We start from the raw sequence: 17,884 nt of genomic DNA, 5'->3' as shown, positions 1-17,884 counted from the left end.
GATGCTGAGTCGCACTGCCGATCATCTATTCTGGATGTCTCGATATACGGAGAGAGCAGAGAACACCGCCCGGATGCTAAACGTCAACTACGAGACGTCCTTGCTGCCGCAATCCGCCGCCGTCTCCGAAGAAGGCTGGCAAGGTCTGCTGTCGATCAGCGAGCTGATGCCCGCCTACACCGCCAAGCATGGCGAGGTCACTGCGGCAGGGGTGCTCAACTTCATGGTGCACGACGGCACCAACCCGTCGTCGATCGTCTCGTGCATCCGCGCGGCGCGCGAGAACGCACGGGCGGTGCGCGGTGCGCTCACCACCGAGGTATGGGAAACGCAGAACCAGACCTGGCTCGAACTGAGCCGGCAGCTGGACGGCGGCGTGTTCGAGCGCGATCCGGCGCAGTTCTTCGAGTGGGTGAAATACCGCTCGCACCTGTCGCGCGGCGTCACACTGGGCACCATGCTGCAGGACGAGGCCTTCCACTTCCTGCGCATGGGCACGTTCCTGGAGCGGGCCGACAACACGGCCAGGCTCCTCGACGTGAAGTTCCACGCGGTGCAGAGCGACTTCCACGGCTCGGTGCAGAACCCGCGGCGCGCCACGCCGGAGTTCGACTTCTATCACTGGAGCGCGATCCTGCGCAGCGTGTCGGCGTTCGAGGTGTACCGCAAGGCCTACCGCGACGTCATCACGCCGGAGCGGGTGGCCGACCTGCTCATCCTGCGCCGCGACATGCCGCGCTCGCTGCATGCCAGCCTGCACGAAGTGGCGGAGAACCTGGCGGTCGTGTCCAACGACCAGTCGGGCGAAACGCAGCGCAAGGCAGGGCGGTTGCTGGCCGACCTGCGCTACGGGCGCATCGACGAGATCCTGGCGACGGGCCTGCATGCCTATCTCACGCAGTTCCTCGACCGCGTGAACGAGCTGGGGGCTGGCATCAGCCGTGATTTCCTGGTGCCGGTGCCGCACTGAGGCCCCTGCGTCGCAGGGCGCGGCGCACTCCTGGTTCCTGCATCCGCGCCGCCCCGCCCGGATGGGCCGGGGCCGGGGCCGGGGCCTGTCCTGGCCTGGCTCAGCGATCGATGCCCCGCTGCCCGCAGCCGGCTGCGCTGGCGGGCCGCTGCGAAGTGGCGGCGCGAGGCGGCAGACCGTATGAATTCAACATCGCGGCGTCCAGCTCGCCCGAGGCCCGCGCGCACTCCAGTTCGGCGATCACCTGGGCGCGGCTGAGGCCGGCAGTGGGCGAGGCCGCAGCGATGGCCGGGGCTCGCTCGCCGGCCGACGTGGCGGACCCGGCCGCCGTCTCCGGCGCAGGCAGCGGCTGTTGCGCCCATGCGCTGGTCGTGCCAGCCGACACGGTCAGCAGCATCATCAGCAGCGCGGCTGCGGCAAACGCTGATCGCGGCGCGAGGCGCCGGCCGGCGGCAGCGGCGGATGGGAACTTCGGGAACGAGGGGAAGATGGCGTGCATGAAGGCTCTCCGGTAGGACAGGGCGGCGCGGGATGGCCGCCCGTGAAGTCACTGTGCCGGTGCCCTGGGGCCGAATCCAGCGGGCTGAGACGAGCGGTGCTCTGGCGCCCGTCAGCCGCTGTTGGCAGGCGCGAAACGATCAGCAAAGCCGTTCAGTTCCCGCAGCGCACGGTCGTTGCAGCCCGCTGCCACTGAGCCACACGCCAGTGCGAAGGCGGCGCCTTCGATGGCCTGCGCCAGAGTCAGCGCAGGCCCTGGCGGCGTTGCTCTCGCAGCATGAAGAGGTACAGGCTTTCGACCTTCTCGCGCGCCCAGGGCGTCTTGCGCAGGAACTTCAGGCTCGACGACACGCTGGGGTCGCTCTGGAAGCAGCGCACCGGAATCTGTTCCGCCAGGCCGCGCCAGCCGAAATGCCGCTCCAGCGCCACCACCATCGCTTCCAGCGTGATGCCGTGCAACGGGTCCTTGGAGCGCGCAGGGGCGGCAGGCGGAGCTGGCGGATCTGGCGGGGTCGCGGGCGGGGTGGCGGGCGCAGGGTGCGCCGGCGGTTCGGAGACCGATGGCGGCAGGGTCGGGTCGTCGTTCATGGCGAGCGAGCATACGCGCTACCGCCATTCCCGCCGTCATTGTGAAGAAAATGGCCTTTTGCACCCGTGCGGAAAGGGTCTGTAGCTATAAAAAGTATAGCATTGCGATCCGGGCTGGGCCCTCCTGCGCTCGTGCGGCCCGGGCCACGGCCAGCAGCGCAAGCGCCCACCCCTGGCTCACGCGGCGCGCTCCATGCGCGTCGCAGCGCTGCGGCGCGCTGCGCTAGGACGAGCCCGCAGGCGCCTGCAGCAGCCTGTCGCCCGCAAACAGCTCGGCCGCCCAGTCGACGAAGGCCCGCACCTTGGCGCTGAGGTGGCGGTTGGGCGGGTACACCACGTACACCGGCAGCAGAGGTTGCGTCCATTCCGGCAGCACGCGCACCAGCCGGCCTTCGGCGATCGGCTGCTCGGCCTGGAAGGTGGTGATCTGGCCCACGCCCTGCCCGGCCTGCAAGGCGCTCACGTAGGCGTTGCTGTCGTTCACCGCCAGCTGCGAAGGGCCGGTCAGTTCCAGCACTTCGCCGTCCTTGTGGAAGTCGAGCGGATAGCGCCGGCCGGACACCGGCGAGAAATAGATCACGCTGCGATGCAGGCCTTCGCCGCGCTCCAGATCCAGCGGGTGCTGGGGCGTGCCGTGCCGCGCCAGATACGCGGGTGACGCCACGGTGATGAATTCGAGGTTGCCGATGCGCCGCGCCACCAGGGATTGGTCGGCCAGCTCGCCCCCGCGGATCACGCAGTCCACGTTGTCGCCGATCAGATCGACGGTGCGGTCGCTCACCCCCAGGTCGATCTGGATGTCGGGGAAGCGCTCCTGAAACTGCGCCAGGCGCGGAATGATGAGCAGCCGGGCGACCGACGATCCCACATCCACGCGCAGCCGGCCGCGCGGGCTGGAACGGGCCTGCCCCATGCTGGCCTCGATGTCGTCGAAATCGGCCAGCAGCCGCACTGTGCGGTCGTAATAGGCGGCGCCGTCGGCGGTGACGGTGACGCGCCGGGTGGTGCGGTTGAGCAGCTTCACGCGCAGTCGTGCTTCCAGCGCCTGGACATGCTTGGTCACGCTGGCTTTGGGCAGTTGCAGCGAATCGGCCGCGCGCGTGAACGTGCCGGCTTCCACCACTCGCGCGAAGATGCGCATGGCCTGGATCTGATCCATGGCGGTTCCTTCCTCATCCCTGATCAGGGTGGAAGAATTCTCACATGCAGCGTGGCCGCGCATTGTTCCGCGTTTGGAAACAGAGCAACGCCGTTTCGCGGGTTTATCGCGCCTGCCGCTGCCGCTACATTGCTCATCACCCGGCCTTTCTGTCAGGTTGCCCACATGCCTTCTTCTTCGACCACCGCTCCATCGCCCGCCCACCCGCCGCTGCCCGCCTGCACCGACGCCACCATTGAGGTGGCCCGCGGCCGGCAGGTCGGTGTGCGGGTGTACGGCAAGAAGCCGAAGACCCGGGCGGGCAGCCAGCCGGGCGCGGCGCTGCCGCTGGTGGTGCACTTCCATGGCGGCGCGTTCGTGTCGGGCGACCTGGACAACGGCGGCACCGTCGCCACGCTGTTGCAGGGCGCGGGTGCGCTGGTGGTGTCGGTGGCCTATCCGCTCGCGCCGTTCCCGGAGCCGCTGGAGACGGGCTATGCCGTGCTGCAGTGGGCTTTCAAGCACCGCACGCGGCTGGCAGGCTCCGGCGCGCCGGTGTACCTGGCGGGCGAGGAAGCCGGCGGCAACCTGGCGGCCGGCGTCGGGCTGATGGCGCGCGACCAGTCGCACCCGCCGATCGCCGGGCAGATCCTGCTGTCGCCCATGCTCGACCCCTGCGTGGGCACGCCCTCGGTGCGTGCCGCCACGGGCGATTCCACGGCCTGCAAATGGTCGGTGGGTTGGACGAAATTCCTGAGCTGCACGCGCGATGCCGAGCATCCCTATGCGGTGCCCGCCGCCGCCCAGCGGCTGGCCGGCCTGCCACCCACGCTGGTGCTGGTGGGCAGCGACGACCCGATGCGCGACGAAGCCCTGGCCTACGCCGCACGGCTCGAAGCTGCCGGCCAGCCCGTCACCCGCCACATCTTCAACCAGGCCGCCGAGTGGCCCGAGGCCCTGCTGCAGCAAGGTGCCGGCACCTGCCCCTGCGCCCCCGAGGTGCAAGCGCAATTGCGCCAGTTCTTCGAGGCGACGCGATGTCGGCCACCGCTGTGAGCCCGTAGCCCTTGCGGCGCTGCGCGCCAGACCCACCGTACGGCGGCGCTGCCGCCGGCCACCGATTTGTCGCCCGCATGCCCCCCGCCGACGCTTGACCTCGACCCTGGTTGAGGTCTGAGACTACCCCCGCCTGCTGAACGCGAGGCGGTCCACCCCCCGTTTGTTTTTTCCGGCGCCGATGCGCCGGAGGGCACCGCTTTGCCCGCGTTCTGTTCTCGCATCGATTGCACGGATCTGGATCACAAGGAGGAATCACCATGACACACCCATCTCATCCCTCGCAGCCGGCTTCGGAAGCCGCTGGCGCGCCGCAAGCGTCATCCGCAGCGGCCCCCGTTCCTGCGACCACGCGCCGCTGGTGGACCGCCGCGGGTGCCGCCGTGGCGCTGGCCGCCGCAGGCGGTGCCGTCTTCGGGCTCGGCACGTCGCACGCCGAAGCGCCGGCAGCCGCCAGTCCGCCACCTGCCGTGCCGGTGTCGGTGGCGGCGGTGGTGCAGCAGGAGGTGTCACTGTGGGACGAGTTCTCCGGGCGACTGGAAGCCGTCCAGCGGGTGGACGTGCGCCCGCGCGTGGCGGGCGCCTTGCAGTCCGTGCATTTCCGCGAAGGCGCGCTGGTCCGGCAGGGAGACCTGCTGTTCACCGTGGACCCGGCGCCTTTCGTCGCCGAGGTGGACCGCGCTGCCGCGCAGGTCGCCGCAGCGCAGGCCCGCGTGTCGTACACCCGCAGCGAAATGGAGCGCGCCACCCGCCTCTGGGAAGAGCGGGCCATCGCCCAGCGCGAGCATGACGAGCGCATGAACGCTCAGCGCGAGGCCGATGCCAACCTGCACGCCGCCCAGGCCGCGCTGCAGGCCGCGCGCCTGAACCTGGGCTACACCCAGGTGCGCGCGCCGGTCTCGGGGCGCGTGGGCCGCATCGAGGTCACCCAGGGCAATCTGGTGGCCGCAGGCGCCGGCGCGCCGGTGCTCACCACGCTGGTGTCGGTGAGCCCCATCTACGCCAGCTTCGACACCGACGAACAGATCGTCGCCCGCGCGCTCGACGGCCTGCGCAGCGGCCAGAGCGCCCGCGCGCAGATCGAACGCATTCCCGTGCAGATGGGCACCGGCACGGCCGGCAGCACGCCGCACACCGGCCACCTGCAGCTCATCGACAACCAGGTGGACGCGCGCAGTGGCACGGTGCGCGTGCGTGCCGTGTTCGACAACGCCGATGGCGCGCTCATGCCGGGCCAGTTCGCCCGCATCCGCATGGGCCAGGCCAGGAGCGCGCAGGCCGTGCTGATCAACGAACGCGCCGTCGGCACGGACCAGAGCAAGAAGTTCGTGATGGTGGTGGGCGAGGGCAACAAGGCCGAATACCGCGAGGTGCAGCTGGGCGCGCCGGTGGATGGCCTGCGTGTCGTCACCTCGGGCCTGAAGGCCGGCGAGCGCATCGTCGTCAACGGCCTGCAGCGCGTGCGCCCCGGGGCCGCCATCGCCCCGCAGGACGTGCCCATGGCCACCAAGGCCGAGTTGGCGGGCGAGGGCCGTCAGGCGCGGACGCCGAACCAGCAGCCCGCGGCCTGATCGCGTGCCTGGAAGAAAGACAGGAACATCATGAACCTTTCCCGATTTTTCATCGACCGCCCCATCTTCGCCGGGGTGCTGTCGGTGCTCATCTTCCTGGCGGGGCTGATCGCCCTGCGCGCGCTGCCCATCTCGGAATACCCCGAGGTGGCGCCGCCCTCCGTGGTGGTGCGCGCCACCTATCCCGGCGCCAATCCGAAGGTGATCGCCGAGACCGTGGCGACGCCGCTGGAGGAATCGATCAACGGCGTGGAGGGCATGCTCTACATGGGCAGCCAGGCCACGACCGACGGCGTGATGACGCTCACCGTGACCTTCGCGCTCGGCACCGACCCCGACAAGGCGCAGCAGCTGGTGCAGAACCGCGTCTCGCAGGCCGAGCCGCGCCTGCCCGAGGAAGTGCGCCGCCTGGGCATCACCACCGTCAAGAGCGCGCCGGACCTGACCATGGTCGTGCACATGGTCTCGCCCAACGGCCGCTACGACATCGACTACCTGCGCAACTACGCCGTGCTGAACGTCAAGGACCGGCTGGCGCGCATTCCCGGCGTCGGACAGGTGCAGATCTTCGGCGGCGGCGACTATTCGATGCGCGCCTGGCTCGACCCGCAGAAGGTCGCGCAGCGGGGCCTGTCGGCCGCCGACGTGGTGGCCGCCATCCGCGGCCAGAACGTGCAGGCCGCAGCCGGCGTCGTCGGGCAGTCGCCCGGCCTGCGGGGCGTGGACATGCAGCTGTCGATCAACGCGCAGGGGCGCCTGGCGACGGTGGAGGAATTCGGCGACATCATCGTCAAGACGGGCGCTGACGGCGCGGTGACGCGGCTGCGCGACGTGGCCCGGCTGGAGCTGGGTGCGGCCGACTATTCGCTGCGCTCGCTGCTCAACAACGACCCGGCCGTGGGCATGGGCGTGTTCCAGGCGCCGGGCTCCAACGCGCTCGACATCTCGTCCAACGTACGCGCCACCATGGCCGAGCTGCAAAAGCACATGCCCGAGGGCGTGGAATTCCGCATCGCCTACGACCCCACGCAGTTCGTGCGCGCCTCCATCCATTCGGTGATCCAGACGCTGCTGGAAGCCATCGCGCTGGTGGTGGTCGTGGTGATCCTGTTCCTGCAGACCTGGCGCGCCTCCATCATTCCGCTGCTCGCGGTGCCGGTGTCGGTGGTGGGCACGTTCGCCGTGCTGCACCTGCTGGGCTTCTCGATCAACGCGCTGTCGCTCTTCGGGCTGGTGCTGGCCATCGGCATCGTGGTGGACGACGCGATCGTGGTGGTGGAGAACGTCGAGCGCAACATCGAAGCGGGCCTGTCGCCGCGCGAGGCCACCTACCAGGCCATGCGCGAGGTGAGCGGCCCCATCATCGCCATCGCGCTGGTGCTGGTGGCCGTGTTCGTGCCGCTGGCCTTCATCAGCGGCCTCACGGGGCAGTTCTACCGGCAGTTCGCGGTCACCATCGCCATCTCCACGGTGATCTCGGCGATCAATTCGCTGACCCTGTCGCCGGCACTGAGCGCACTGCTGCTCAAGGGCCACCACGAGCCCAAGGACGCCCTGACGCGCGGCATGGACCGCGTGCTGGGCGGGTTCTTCCGCCGCTTCAACCGCGTGTTCCACCGGGGCTCGCAGGCCTACAGCGGCGGCGTGCAGCGCGTCATCGGGCGCAAGGCGCTCATGCTGGTTGTCTACGCTGCGCTGGTGTTCGTCACCTGGGGGCTGTTCAAGGCCGTCCCCGGGGGCTTCGTGCCCGCGCAGGACAAGCAGTACCTGGTGGGCTTCGCGCAGCTGCCGGACGGCGCTACGCTGGACCGCACGGACGACGTGATCCGCCGCATGGGCGAGATCGTGAAGAAGAACCCCAACGTGGAAGACGCCATCGCCTTCCCGGGGCTGTCGATCAACGGCTTCACCAACAGCTCCAACTCGGGCATCGTCTTCGTCACGCTCAAGCCCTTTGCCGAGCGCCAGCGCGCCGACCAGAGCGGCGGCGCCGTCGCAGGCCAGCTGAACCAGGCCTTCGGCAGCATCGAGGAGGCGTTCATCGCCATGTTCCCGCCTCCGCCGGTGGCCGGGCTGGGCACCACGGGCGGCTTCAAGCTGCAGATCGAAGACCGCGCCTCGCTGGGGTACGAGGCCATGGACGCGGCGGTGAAGGCCTTCATGGCCAAGGCCTACCAGACGCCCGAGCTGGCCGGCCTCTTCACCAGCTGGCAGGTCAACGTGCCGCAGCTCTACGCGAACATCGACCGCACCAAGGCGCGCCAGCTGGGCGTGCCGGTGACCGACATCTTCGAGACGCTGCAGATCTACCTGGGCAGCCTCTACGCCAACGACTTCAACCAGTTCGGCCGCACCTACAGCGTGCGCGTGCAGGCCGACGCGGCCTACCGTGCGCGGGCCGAAGACGTGGGCCTGCTCAAGGTGCGCTCGACCACGGGCGAGATGGTGCCGTTGTCGGCGCTGATGAAGATCGAGAACAGCTTCGGCCCCGAGCGCGCCATGCGCTACAACGGCTTTCTGGCCGCCGACGTGAACGGCGGGCCCGCGCCCGGCTATTCCTCGGGCCAGGCCCAGGCCGCCATCGAACGCATCGCCGCCGAGAGCCTGCCGCAGGGCATCGGCTTCGAGTGGACCGAACTCACCTACCAGGAGATCCTGGCCGGCAACTCCGCCGTGCTGGTGTTCCCCATCGCCATCCTGCTGGTGTTCCTGGTGCTGGCCGCGCAGTACGAGAGCCTGACCTTGCCCATCGCCATCATCCTGATCGTTCCCATGGGCCTGCTGGCCGCCATGGCGGGCGTTTGGCTGACCGGCGGCGACAACAACGTGTTCACGCAGATCGGGCTCATCGTGCTGGTGGGGCTGTCGGCCAAGAACGCCATCCTGATCGTGGAGTTCGCGCGCGAACTGGAGTTCGCCGGCCGCACGCCGGTGCAGGCCGCCATCGAGGCGAGCCGCCTGCGGCTGCGGCCCATCCTGATGACTTCGCTGGCATTCGTGATGGGCGTGCTGCCGCTGGTGCTGTCCACGGGCGCGGGTGCCGAAATGCGCAGCGCCATGGGCGTGGCGGTGTTCGCCGGAATGATCGGGGTGACGGCCTTCGGCCTCTTTCTCACGCCGGTGTTCTACGTGGTGCTGCGCCGCATGGCCGGCAACCGGCCGCTGCAGCAGCACGGCAGCCACGCGGCGCCGATCAGCCCGCCCGACGCCGGCAGCCTGGGCGCCAACGCCCAGCCGGTGCTGGCCGCACCGCGCGGCCAGCACGAATGAACCGCCGCCAGCCAAGCAAACCGACCAAGCAAGGACCTTTGACCATGTCTGCTGATTCCCTGATGGCTTCCTTCGACAGTTCTACCGTCCACGTGCGCCGGGCGGTGCGGCTGCTGCCGCTCGCCGCAGCCCTGGTGCTGGCCGGCTGCATGGGCACGCCCACCCTGCCGCATCCCGCGCACGCCGGTGTGGCCGTGCCCACCCGCTTCAGCACGGAAAGAACCTCGCCTCTCTGGACGACGGCCGCGCCCGCTGAAGCGCAACCGCGCGGCGCCTGGTGGCAGAGCTTCGCCGACCCGGTGATGAATGACCTGGTGGAGCGCGCCGGCACCGGCAACACCAGCCTGCAGGAAGCAGCTGCGCGCCTGGCCGAAGCCCGCGCGCTGCTGCGTTCCGCCGACGCCAACCGGGCACCCCAGGTGGGCGCATCGACGGGCGTGGCCCGGCAGGCAGGCGCGAACACCGCTTCCGGCGGACCGGTGCCCGCCACCCTGGCCACCGCGAGCCTGAATGTCTCGTATGAGCTCGACCTGTTCGGCCGCCTGTCGCAAGCCAGCGACGCGGCGCGGCTGGACGCGCAGGCACGCGACGCCCTGCTGCAGAGCACCCGGCTGATGGTGCAGGCCGACGTGGCGCAGACCTATCTGCAACTGCGCGCGGTGCAGGCCGAGCGCGCCCTGGTGCAGGAAAGCCTGGAGGCCTACCAGGGCACGCTGCGCCTCACGCAGCGGCGCTATCAGGCGGGCGACGTGGCCGAGCTGGACCTGGCCCGGGTGCAGACCGAAGTGGCGGCGACCGAATCCGAGGCGCTGGCGCTGGAACGGCAGCAGGTGCTGCTGCGCAATGCGCTGGCCGTGCTGCTGGGCGAGGTCGCCACCGGCTTCACCGTGCCCGCTCCGGCAGACGGCGGCGCCGTGCTGCCGGTCATCCCGGCCGGCGTGCCGGGCACGGTGCTGGCGCGCCGGCCCGACGTGTCGGCGGCGCAGGCGGCGGTGCTGGCTGCGCAGGCCCGCGTGGGCGTGGCGCAGGCAGCCTGGTTCCCGGCCGTCACGCTCACTGGCAACGGCGGCTTCGCGTCGCCCGAGCTGGGCGATCTCTTCAAGTGGTCGGCCCGGTCGTGGGGCATCGGCGCGCTGCTGTCGCTGCCGATCTTCGACGGCGGCCAGCGGGCCGCGCAGGAAGAGGGCGCCCGCGCCCGGCTGGAGGGGGCGATGGCCGCGCACAAGGGCCAGGTGCTGACCGCGTTCCGCGAAGTGGAGGACCAGCTGGGCGCCCTGCGCCTGCTGGCGGGCCAGGCCGAAGCGCAGGAGCGGGCCGTGCAGTCGGCCCGGCGCGCCACGCAGCTGTCCGACTCGCGCTACCGCAACGGCCTGGTCAGCCAGCTGGAACTGCTGGACGCCCGCCGCAGCGAGCTGCGCAACCGCCGGCAGGCGCTGCAGGTACGCACCGCGCAGCAGACGGCGACGGTCGGCCTGGTCCGCGCGCTGGGAGGGGGCTGGGGCGAAAGCGACATCGGTGCGCTGACGTCCGCCGAACCGGTCGTCTGCGGCGGCTTGTTGACGGCAGCCGCACCGGTTCGGTGACGCTGCGCGGAAAGGCTGCACCGGCCGCCTGGGGCCGGCGTTCGCCCGAATCGCCCCGCCAGCCGCGTGGCAACCTGGCGAGGCGCTCGCTCAGAAGCGGTACGTTCCCGTCAGCGTGACGGTGCGCCGCTGGCCGTAGAAGCAGTCACCGCGCGCCAGGCACTGCGTGATCTGCACCTTGTCGGTCAGGTTGGTCACGTTCAGCGCCAGCCGCCAGTCGCCTGCGTCGTAGGCCGCCAGGGCATCGGCGAGCAACGCCGAGGGCGTCGTGATGGCGCTGGTGCCACTCCACTGCGAGCCGGTGTAGCGCAGGCCCGCGCCCACCGACCAGCCGCCGCGGCCTTGGCTGGCGAAGCGGTGCATCAGCCAGCTGGACGCCGTGTGCCGGGGCACGCTGGCCACCGGGTCGCCCTGGTCGCCCGCATTGCTCCGGGAGATCACGGCGTCCGTGTACGCATAGCCCACGGTCCAGTCCCAGTGGCGGGCCAGACTGGCCGTCATCTCGGTCTCGAATCCCTTGGTCTTCACTTCGCCGATCTGCAGGCTGTTGAGCGGGTTGCCGGGGTCGGTGGTCTTGCGGTTCTTCTCGCGCAGCTGGTAGATGGACGCGAAGGCCGAGATTCCCTGGTCTGCGGGCTGCCACTTCACGCCCGCTTCCCACTGCTCGCCGCGCTGCGGCTTGAACGGGGTGCCGTAGAAGTCGGCCCCGCCGAGCGGCTGGAACGATTCGGAGTAGCCCACATAGGGCGCCCAGCCGCCGTCCAGCTGGTAGGTCACTCCGGCGCGCTTGGTCCAGGCCTTGTCGTCGCCGGCGGCGGCAGGTCGGCCCTGCGTCTCGCTCTTGGCCTGGTCGTGGCGCAGGCCCACGGTGGCCGTGAGCCGACCCCACTTGATCTGGTCTTGCGCGTAGAAGCCCAGCTGCCGCTGCTGCACGTCGGGCTGGCGGACGAGGGCCGTGTCGGGTGGCTCGGCGAAGTTGCCGTAGACGGGCGCATACACGTCGATGGACGGTGCCAGCGCGCGCCAGGTGCGCTGGCCCCAGTGGTTGCGCTGCACATCCATGCCTGCCAGCACGGTGTGCTCGGCATCGCCCGAGCGCAGCTTGCCTTCGAGCTGGGTGTCCACCAGCAGCATGCGCGAGCTGCCCATCGTCCAGGAAGCGTCGCGCACCACGGTGCGGCCGTCGGCGTTGAACACCGGCCTCGCAGGGCGGCCGCGCGCTGCGTTGGCAGCGAAGCTGGTGTAGAGCGTGCGGTAGTCCACCTCTCCCAGGCTGCGACGCAGGTTCTGCCGCAGCGTCCAATCGTTGCCCAGCTGGTGGCTGAACAGATAGCCCCAGGTGGTGCTCTCGGAGTCGTAGCGGTCCCAGCCGGGCTCGCTGATGAAGGTGGACGTGGGGATCTGGCCGTAGCGGCTCGGCAGCTGCGTGCCCTGCCAAGGGAAGAAGCCGATGAGCGAGCCGCTTTGGTCCTTCTGGTGGGTGAGCTGCAGCGTGAGCGACGTGGCGGCGCTGGGCCGCCAGGTCAGCGTGGGGGCGAAGACCCGGCGGTCGTCGCTCACATGGTCCACCTGCGTGTCGCTGTCGCGGCCTATCGCCACCAGGCGGTAGAGCCACTGGCCGTCTTCCGTGAGCTTGCCGGTCAGGTCGGTGGCGATCTGCTTGCGGCCATGGCTGCCGACCTGTACCTGCACTTCGCGCAGGGTCTCGGCCTGTGGGCGCTTGGAGGTGAGGTTGAGCACGCCGCCTACGCTGCCCTGCCCGTACAGCACCGACGAGGGTCCGCGCAGGAACTCCACCCGCTCCAGCGTGTATGGGTCCGGGCGCGTGTCGTTCCAGTAGCCGACGAAGCGCACCATGCCGTCCAGATACTGCGTCACGTCGCCGCCACGGGCCTTGAAGGTGTCCTGCCGGCTGTCGAAGTAGTTGGACACGACACCCGCTGAGTAGGCGGTCGCCTGGCGCAGCGTCTGCACGCCCTGCGCTTCCATCTGGTCGCGCGTGATGACGCTGATGGCCTGCGGGGTTTCGATGATCGGCGTGTCGGTCTTGGTGGCCGACAGTGCGCGTTTGGCGACGAAGCCGCTGACAGGCGCGGTCGGGTTTTCGGCCTCTGCGTTGGCATTGACCGTGACGGGCGCGAGCGTGGCGGCGGGCGCCGGGGCCGGGGACTGGGCGCGTGCCGGCGCAGCGGCGTGGGCCAGCAGCGCGGCTGCGGCGATGGCGTGGGGTGGGGGCAGTCGCTTGAAGCGCATGGAAGCCTTTCCGTCGATGAAGGGGGCACCGTGTGGCGGAGTTGGCTTCCCGGATGCGCGGACGGCAGCGGGTGGCTGGGACAGGGGCGCGGTACCGGGCGACTGCGAGGCAGTGGCGCCGGACGGCCAGTCGGGCATTCTAGATGCCATCGAGAACCATTCTTATCTTGCTGCGGCGGCGCGGCGGCTCGGCGAGGCCGGTGCACACCCGATGGCACAAGGTTGTCATGGACGAGCCTGCAGGACTGCGGCAGCCGACCTATAGTGCTTGGTTGCTGCCGCGCCCACCGGCCTGCGGGCCTGGGTGCCCCTACCGGGCCAGCGGCGTCGGAAGTGCAACCGCATCCCCTTCAAACCCTGCTAGGAGCTATTTGAATGACCTATCCCAACACGCAACTCTTCATCGCCGGCCAGTGGCAGGACGCCGCAGACGGCAAGACGATCGCCGTGCACAACCCGTCCACGGGCCAGGAGATCGGCCGGGTCGCGCATGCCGGCCGTGCCGACCTGGACCGCGCGCTGGAAGCGGCGCAGAAGGGTTTCGAGGCCTGGCGCGACCTGCCCGCCATCGAGCGTGCCAAGATCATGCGCCGCGCCGCCGGCCTGATGCGTGAACGCGCCGAGGCCATCGGCCGCATCCTGACGCAGGAGCAGGGCAAGCCGCTGGCCGAAGCCAAGGTCGAGGCCATGGCGGCGGCCGACATCATCGAATGGTTCGCCGACGAAGGCATGCGCATCTATGGCCGCATCGTGCCCTCGCGCGGCAACCTGAACGTGCGCCAGCTGGTGCTGAAGGACCCGGTGGGCCCGGTGGCCGCGTTCACGCCCTGGAACTTCCCCATCAACCAGGTGGTGCGCAAGCTGGGCGCCGCGCTGGGTGCGGGTTGTTCCATCCTCGTCAAGGCGCCGGAAGAGACCCCGGCCAGCCCGGCCGAGTTGATCCGTGCCTTCGCCGATGCGGGCGTACCGGCCGGCACCGTGGGCCTGATCTACGGCGATCCGGCCGAAATCTCCAGCTACCTCATTCCGCACCCCATCATCCGCAAGGTCACGTTCACCGGCTCCACCGCCGTGGGCAAGCAGCTGGCTGCGCTGGCGGGCAAGCACATGAAGCGCGTGACGATGGAGCTGGGCGGCCACGCGCCCGTGATCGTCGCGGACGACGCCGACGTCGAGCTGGCGGTGAAGGCCTCCGGCGGCGCCAAGTTCCGCAACGCCGGACAGGTCTGCATCTCGCCCACGCGCTTTCTGGTGCACGAGAGCATCCGCAAGGATTTCGTCGCAGCGCTCACCCGCCATGCGCAGAGCCTGAAGGTAGGCGATGGCCTGGCGGACGGCACGCAGATGGGCCCGCTGGCCAATCCCCGCCGCGTGACTGCCATGGCCGAGCTGATGGAGGACGCGGTGAAAAACGGCGCCGAGGTCACCGCCGGTGGCGAGCGCATCGGCAGCGAGGGCAACTACTTCCAGCCCACGGTGCTGGACAACGTGCCCCTCAGCGCCCGCATCTTCAATGAAGAGCCCTTCGGCCCCGTGGCTGCCGTGCGCGGTTTCGAGAAGATCGAAGACGCCATTGCCGAAGCCAACCGCCTGCCGTACGGCCTGGCGGGCTACGCCTTCACCCGCTCGCTCAAGCACGCCCACCTGCTGTCGCAACGGGTGGAAGTGGGCATGCTCTGGATCAACCAGCCGGCCACGCCTTCGGCAGAACTGCCTTTCGGCGGCCTGAAGGATTCGGGCTATGGCTCGGAAGGCGGACCCGAAGCCATCGAAGCGCATCTGAACACCCGCGCGGTGTCGATCACCAACGTGTGACGCAGGCCCGGCCGGCTGCCCGCGAGGGCAGGCGGGGCCAGGTCCAGGGGCTGCGCCGGAGGGCGCGGCCTTTTTCGTTTCTGGGGGCGCCAGCCGGTCCGGCATGCAGCGGGCGGGGCGGGCGGTTGGACTGCGTATCATCCGCCGATGCTCACCGCTGCCCAACTCCTCGGCTTTCTCGTCGCTGCCATTTTGATCACCGCCACGCCGGGCCCGGACAACCTCATGGTGCTGGGCATGGGCATGTCGCGCGGCCGCCGCCAGGGCATCGCTTTCGGGCTGGGCTGCGGGCTCGGCTGCCTGAGCCACACGCTGCTGGCGGTGGTGGGGGTGAGCGCGCTGGTCGCCGCATCCCCGGTGGCCTTCACCGCCCTCAAGTGGGTGGGCGGCGCCTACCTGATCTGGCTCGGCATCCAGGCGCTGCGCAGCACCGGCACCGGCGGCGTCGCTGCCACCCACGCAGCTCCTGCGCAGTCGCTGCTCAGCCTGTTCTTCAAGGGCATGTTCGCCAACGCCATCAATCCCAAGGTGGTGCTGTTCTTCCTGTCGTTCCTGCCGCAGTTCGTCGTGCCGGCGCAGGGCCAGGTGGCGCTGCAGTTGGGCTTGCTGGGCCTGGCGTTCACCGTGCAGGCCGCGCTGCTGTTCGGACTGCTGGGGTACTTCGCCGGCTCCATCGGCGCATGGCTGAGCCGCCGCCCGCGCGCCGGCCTCTGGCTCGACCGCATTGCCGGCGCGGTGTTCGTCGGGCTGGGGCTGAAGATGCTGAGCGGACGCTGACGCCGCAGCCGCGGCGACCCTGCGATCCCGGCGGCCCGGCGGCCCCCGCTGGGGGTCACCACGTGGAATTTGCCCAACCAGCTCGTTACGCAGGGTAACTTGTCATGATAATTGGAGTGATTCCCATTTACCAATGACCATGAACGATCGCAGTCTCCCCCGCTCCACCGGCCTCGCCCTGTCCCCTGTGGCCCACTTCATCCGCCACGCCCTGGCCACCAGCCTGGTCGCTGCGACTGCCGGGGCCGTGGCGCAACCGGCAGTCAACAAGACGCTCTCCCAGGTGGAGGTGACCGACCAGGCCGAGGCCATCGGCGGGTTGCAGAAGACGTATTCGGGCGGGCAGCTGGCCCGGGGCGGCGACCTCGGGCTGCTCGGCCGGGTCGATCTGATGGACGTGCCCTTCAGCACCACCAACTACACCTCCGAGCTGATCGAGAACCAGCAGGCGCAGAGCGTGTCGGACGTGGTGATGAACGATGCGTCGGTGCGCCCGCTGGCGGCACGGGGCGGCTTCGGTGACGAATTTCAGATCCGCGGCCTCACCATGCCCAACGGCGACCTGGCGATCAACGGCCTGTACGGCCTTGCCCCGTCCACGCGCATTCCGCTGGAAATGATCGAGCGTGTGGAAGTGCTGAAGGGCCCCGGTGCGCTCACCAGCGGCGTGGGCCCGAACGGCAGCGTGGGCGGCAGCATCAACACCGTGCTCAAGCGGGCGGGAGACGCGCCCCTGACGCGCCTGACCACCACCTACATGAGCAAAGCCAACTTCGCCGCCCACCTGGACGTGGGCCGCCGCTTCGGCGAAGACAACGAGTGGGGCGTGCGCGTCAACGGCCTGGTGCGCGGAGGCGAGGGCACCATCGACGGTGGCAAGCAGAACCTGAACCTGGGCTCCATCGCGCTGGACTATGCCGGTGTCCGCACCCGCTGGTCGCTCGACGCCACCGCGACGCGCGGGCAGACCGACGACTTCCGCAACCACATCACCTTGCCGACGACTGGCGGCATTCCGGCCGTGCCCGACACGCGCACGGCCCTGTATCCGAACACCGAGCTGAAGGACAACTTCAAGCTGGTGACCTCGCGCCTGGAGCATGACATCAGCAGCAGCACCACGGTGTACGGCAGCGTGGGCTGGTCCAAGCTCGACTACCGGCAGGACTTTCCGGGCGGCTCAGGCCTGGACGCCAACGGCAACTTCACGGTGCGCAATGCCTGGTACGACCAGTACACCGACTCCAAGGCCGCCGACGTGGGGCTGCGCACCCGCTTCGTCACCGGCCCCGTCAAGCACACCGTGGCCCTGGGGCTGAACTACATGGAGCAGGAGACCGGCTACTTCTATGCCACCGGCGGAAGCGCGCGCTCCAGCCTCTACAACCCGGTGCCGGCTCCGGCGATGACGGGTGTGCGCGGCGAACCCGCCAAGAGCGTGGAGAACCACCAGCACAGCATCGCCATCGCCGACACGCTGGGCCTGCTGAACGACAGCCTGCTGGTGACCGTGGGCCTGCGCCGCCAGACGATGGACTACGAGGGTTTCAGCGTGGCGAACGGGGCCTCCACCAGCCAGTACAAGGCGAGCAGCACCACGCCGCTGGCCGGCGTGGTGTTCAAGCCCGCGAAGAACACGTCGATCTATGCCAACTACACGTCCGGCCTGTCGCGGGGCAGCAAGGTGTCCGAAACGGCCACCCCTGCCTATGACAACGCGGGCGAAACCATTCCGCCCTTCAAGTCCAGGCAGGTGGAGTTGGGCGTGAAGGTGGATTGGGGCCGCATCACCACGCAGGCCGCCATCTACCAGATCAAGCGGCCAAGCGCCTATACCTCCGTCTCGACCATCGACCCGAGCCTGAACCACTATGGCTTCGATGGCGAGCAGCGCAACCGCGGCCTGGAGCTGACGGCATACGGCGAGGTACAGCGCGGCCTGCGCCTGATGGCGAGCGTGGCCTTCAACCAAGCCAAGCTGACCCGCACCCAGAATGGCGTGAACCAGGGCAACACGGCGACCGGCGTGCCCAAGGTGAACTACAACCTGGGCGTGGATTGGGACACCCCGTGGCTGCAGGGCCTGAGCTTCAATGGCCGCGTGGTCAGTTCGTCGGCCGTGTACCGCGACATCGCCAACACGCTGCGCACGCCTTCCTGGACACGGCTGGACCTGGGCGCGCGCTACGCGACCAAGCTGTCCGGCAAGCCGGTGGTGTTCCGTGCCAACCTTGAAAACGCCTCTGACAAGGCCTACTGGATCACGGGCCTCAACAGCTATTCCACCACCGGCCTGCCGCGCACGCTGACCGTGTCGGCGCAGTTCGACTTCTAGGCTCGGCGGGTGCAGCGCGCGGCCGGTGGC

At 69.6% G+C, this 17,884-nt stretch carries 12 protein-coding genes; 8 read left to right on the top strand and 4 right to left on the bottom strand.

Annotated features, from left to right (window positions below):
• Window position 1: 1 nt before the first annotated feature.
• The gene (locus ASF94_RS11300; protein WP_056665984.1) at window positions 2-970 is read left to right on the top strand and encodes an alpha-E domain-containing protein; all 969 of its coding nucleotides are present in this window, start codon (window positions 2-4) and stop codon (window positions 968-970) included.
• A gap of 100 nt (window positions 971-1,070) precedes the next feature.
• Here ASF94_RS11300 and ASF94_RS11295 read toward each other — a convergent pair whose 3' ends face one another.
• The 3 genes from ASF94_RS11295 to ASF94_RS11285 form a co-directional block, all read right to left on the bottom strand.
• A complete protein-coding gene (locus ASF94_RS11295) occupies window positions 1,071-1,469 on the bottom strand; it encodes a hypothetical protein (RefSeq protein WP_056665978.1) in 399 nt (132 codons plus the stop codon).
• A 242-nt stretch (window positions 1,470-1,711) separates the two neighbouring features.
• On the bottom strand, window positions 1,712-2,056 hold the full coding sequence (locus ASF94_RS20810; RefSeq protein WP_082493190.1) for a VF530 family DNA-binding protein: 345 nt from the start codon (window positions 2,054-2,056) through the stop codon (window positions 1,712-1,714).
• Between the two features lie 223 nt (window positions 2,057-2,279).
• Window positions 2,280-3,215 carry a LysR family transcriptional regulator gene (locus ASF94_RS11285; protein WP_056665972.1) on the bottom strand — a complete coding sequence of 312 codons (936 nt, stop codon included), beginning with the start codon at window positions 3,213-3,215 and terminating at the stop codon, window positions 2,280-2,282.
• 165 nt (window positions 3,216-3,380) lie between these two features.
• Between ASF94_RS11285 and ASF94_RS11280 the strand changes: the two genes are divergently transcribed.
• The 4 genes from ASF94_RS11280 to ASF94_RS11265 all read left to right on the top strand — a co-directional run bounded on the left by ASF94_RS11280 (window position 3,381) and on the right by ASF94_RS11265 (window position 10,674).
• Window positions 3,381-4,250 carry an alpha/beta hydrolase gene (locus tag ASF94_RS11280; protein ID WP_056665969.1) on the top strand — a complete coding sequence of 290 codons (870 nt, stop codon included), beginning with the start codon at window positions 3,381-3,383 and terminating at the stop codon, window positions 4,248-4,250.
• A 260-nt stretch (window positions 4,251-4,510) separates the two neighbouring features.
• The gene (locus ASF94_RS11275) at window positions 4,511-5,821 is read left to right on the top strand and encodes an efflux RND transporter periplasmic adaptor subunit (RefSeq protein ID WP_082493189.1); all 1,311 of its coding nucleotides are present in this window, start codon (window positions 4,511-4,513) and stop codon (window positions 5,819-5,821) included.
• Between the two features lie 30 nt (window positions 5,822-5,851).
• Window positions 5,852-9,091 (top strand): efflux RND transporter permease subunit, encoded by a 3,240-nt coding sequence (locus tag ASF94_RS11270; protein WP_056665963.1) that lies wholly within the window; start codon window positions 5,852-5,854, stop codon window positions 9,089-9,091.
• A 62-nt stretch (window positions 9,092-9,153) separates the two neighbouring features.
• Window positions 9,154-10,674, top strand: coding sequence for an efflux transporter outer membrane subunit (locus ASF94_RS11265; RefSeq protein WP_082493187.1), 1,521 nt, complete (start codon window positions 9,154-9,156; stop codon window positions 10,672-10,674).
• A gap of 90 nt (window positions 10,675-10,764) precedes the next feature.
• Here ASF94_RS11265 and ASF94_RS11260 read toward each other — a convergent pair whose 3' ends face one another.
• Window positions 10,765-12,927, bottom strand: coding sequence for a TonB-dependent siderophore receptor (locus ASF94_RS11260; RefSeq protein WP_056665960.1), 2,163 nt, complete (start codon window positions 12,925-12,927; stop codon window positions 10,765-10,767).
• A 375-nt stretch (window positions 12,928-13,302) separates the two neighbouring features.
• Between ASF94_RS11260 and ASF94_RS11255 the strand changes: the two genes are divergently transcribed.
• The 3 genes from ASF94_RS11255 to ASF94_RS11245 all read left to right on the top strand — a co-directional run bounded on the left by ASF94_RS11255 (window position 13,303) and on the right by ASF94_RS11245 (window position 17,854).
• Entirely contained in the window at window positions 13,303-14,742 is a 1,440-nt protein-coding gene (locus ASF94_RS11255) for an NAD-dependent succinate-semialdehyde dehydrogenase (protein ID WP_056665957.1), read from the top strand.
• Window positions 14,743-14,889: 147 nt separating this feature from the next.
• Window positions 14,890-15,519 (top strand): LysE family translocator, encoded by a 630-nt coding sequence (locus tag ASF94_RS11250; protein ID WP_056665954.1) that lies wholly within the window; start codon window positions 14,890-14,892, stop codon window positions 15,517-15,519.
• Between the two features lie 139 nt (window positions 15,520-15,658).
• Window positions 15,659-17,854 carry a TonB-dependent siderophore receptor gene (locus ASF94_RS11245; protein ID WP_082493262.1) on the top strand — a complete coding sequence of 732 codons (2,196 nt, stop codon included), beginning with the start codon at window positions 15,659-15,661 and terminating at the stop codon, window positions 17,852-17,854.
• Window positions 17,855-17,884 lie beyond the last annotated feature (30 nt).

It is taken from the genome of Acidovorax sp. Leaf160, from assembly GCF_001424265.1.
Taxonomy (GTDB): Bacteria; Pseudomonadota; Gammaproteobacteria; order Burkholderiales; family Burkholderiaceae_C; genus Paracidovorax.
This window is presented reverse-complemented; position numbering and strand designations above follow the sequence as displayed.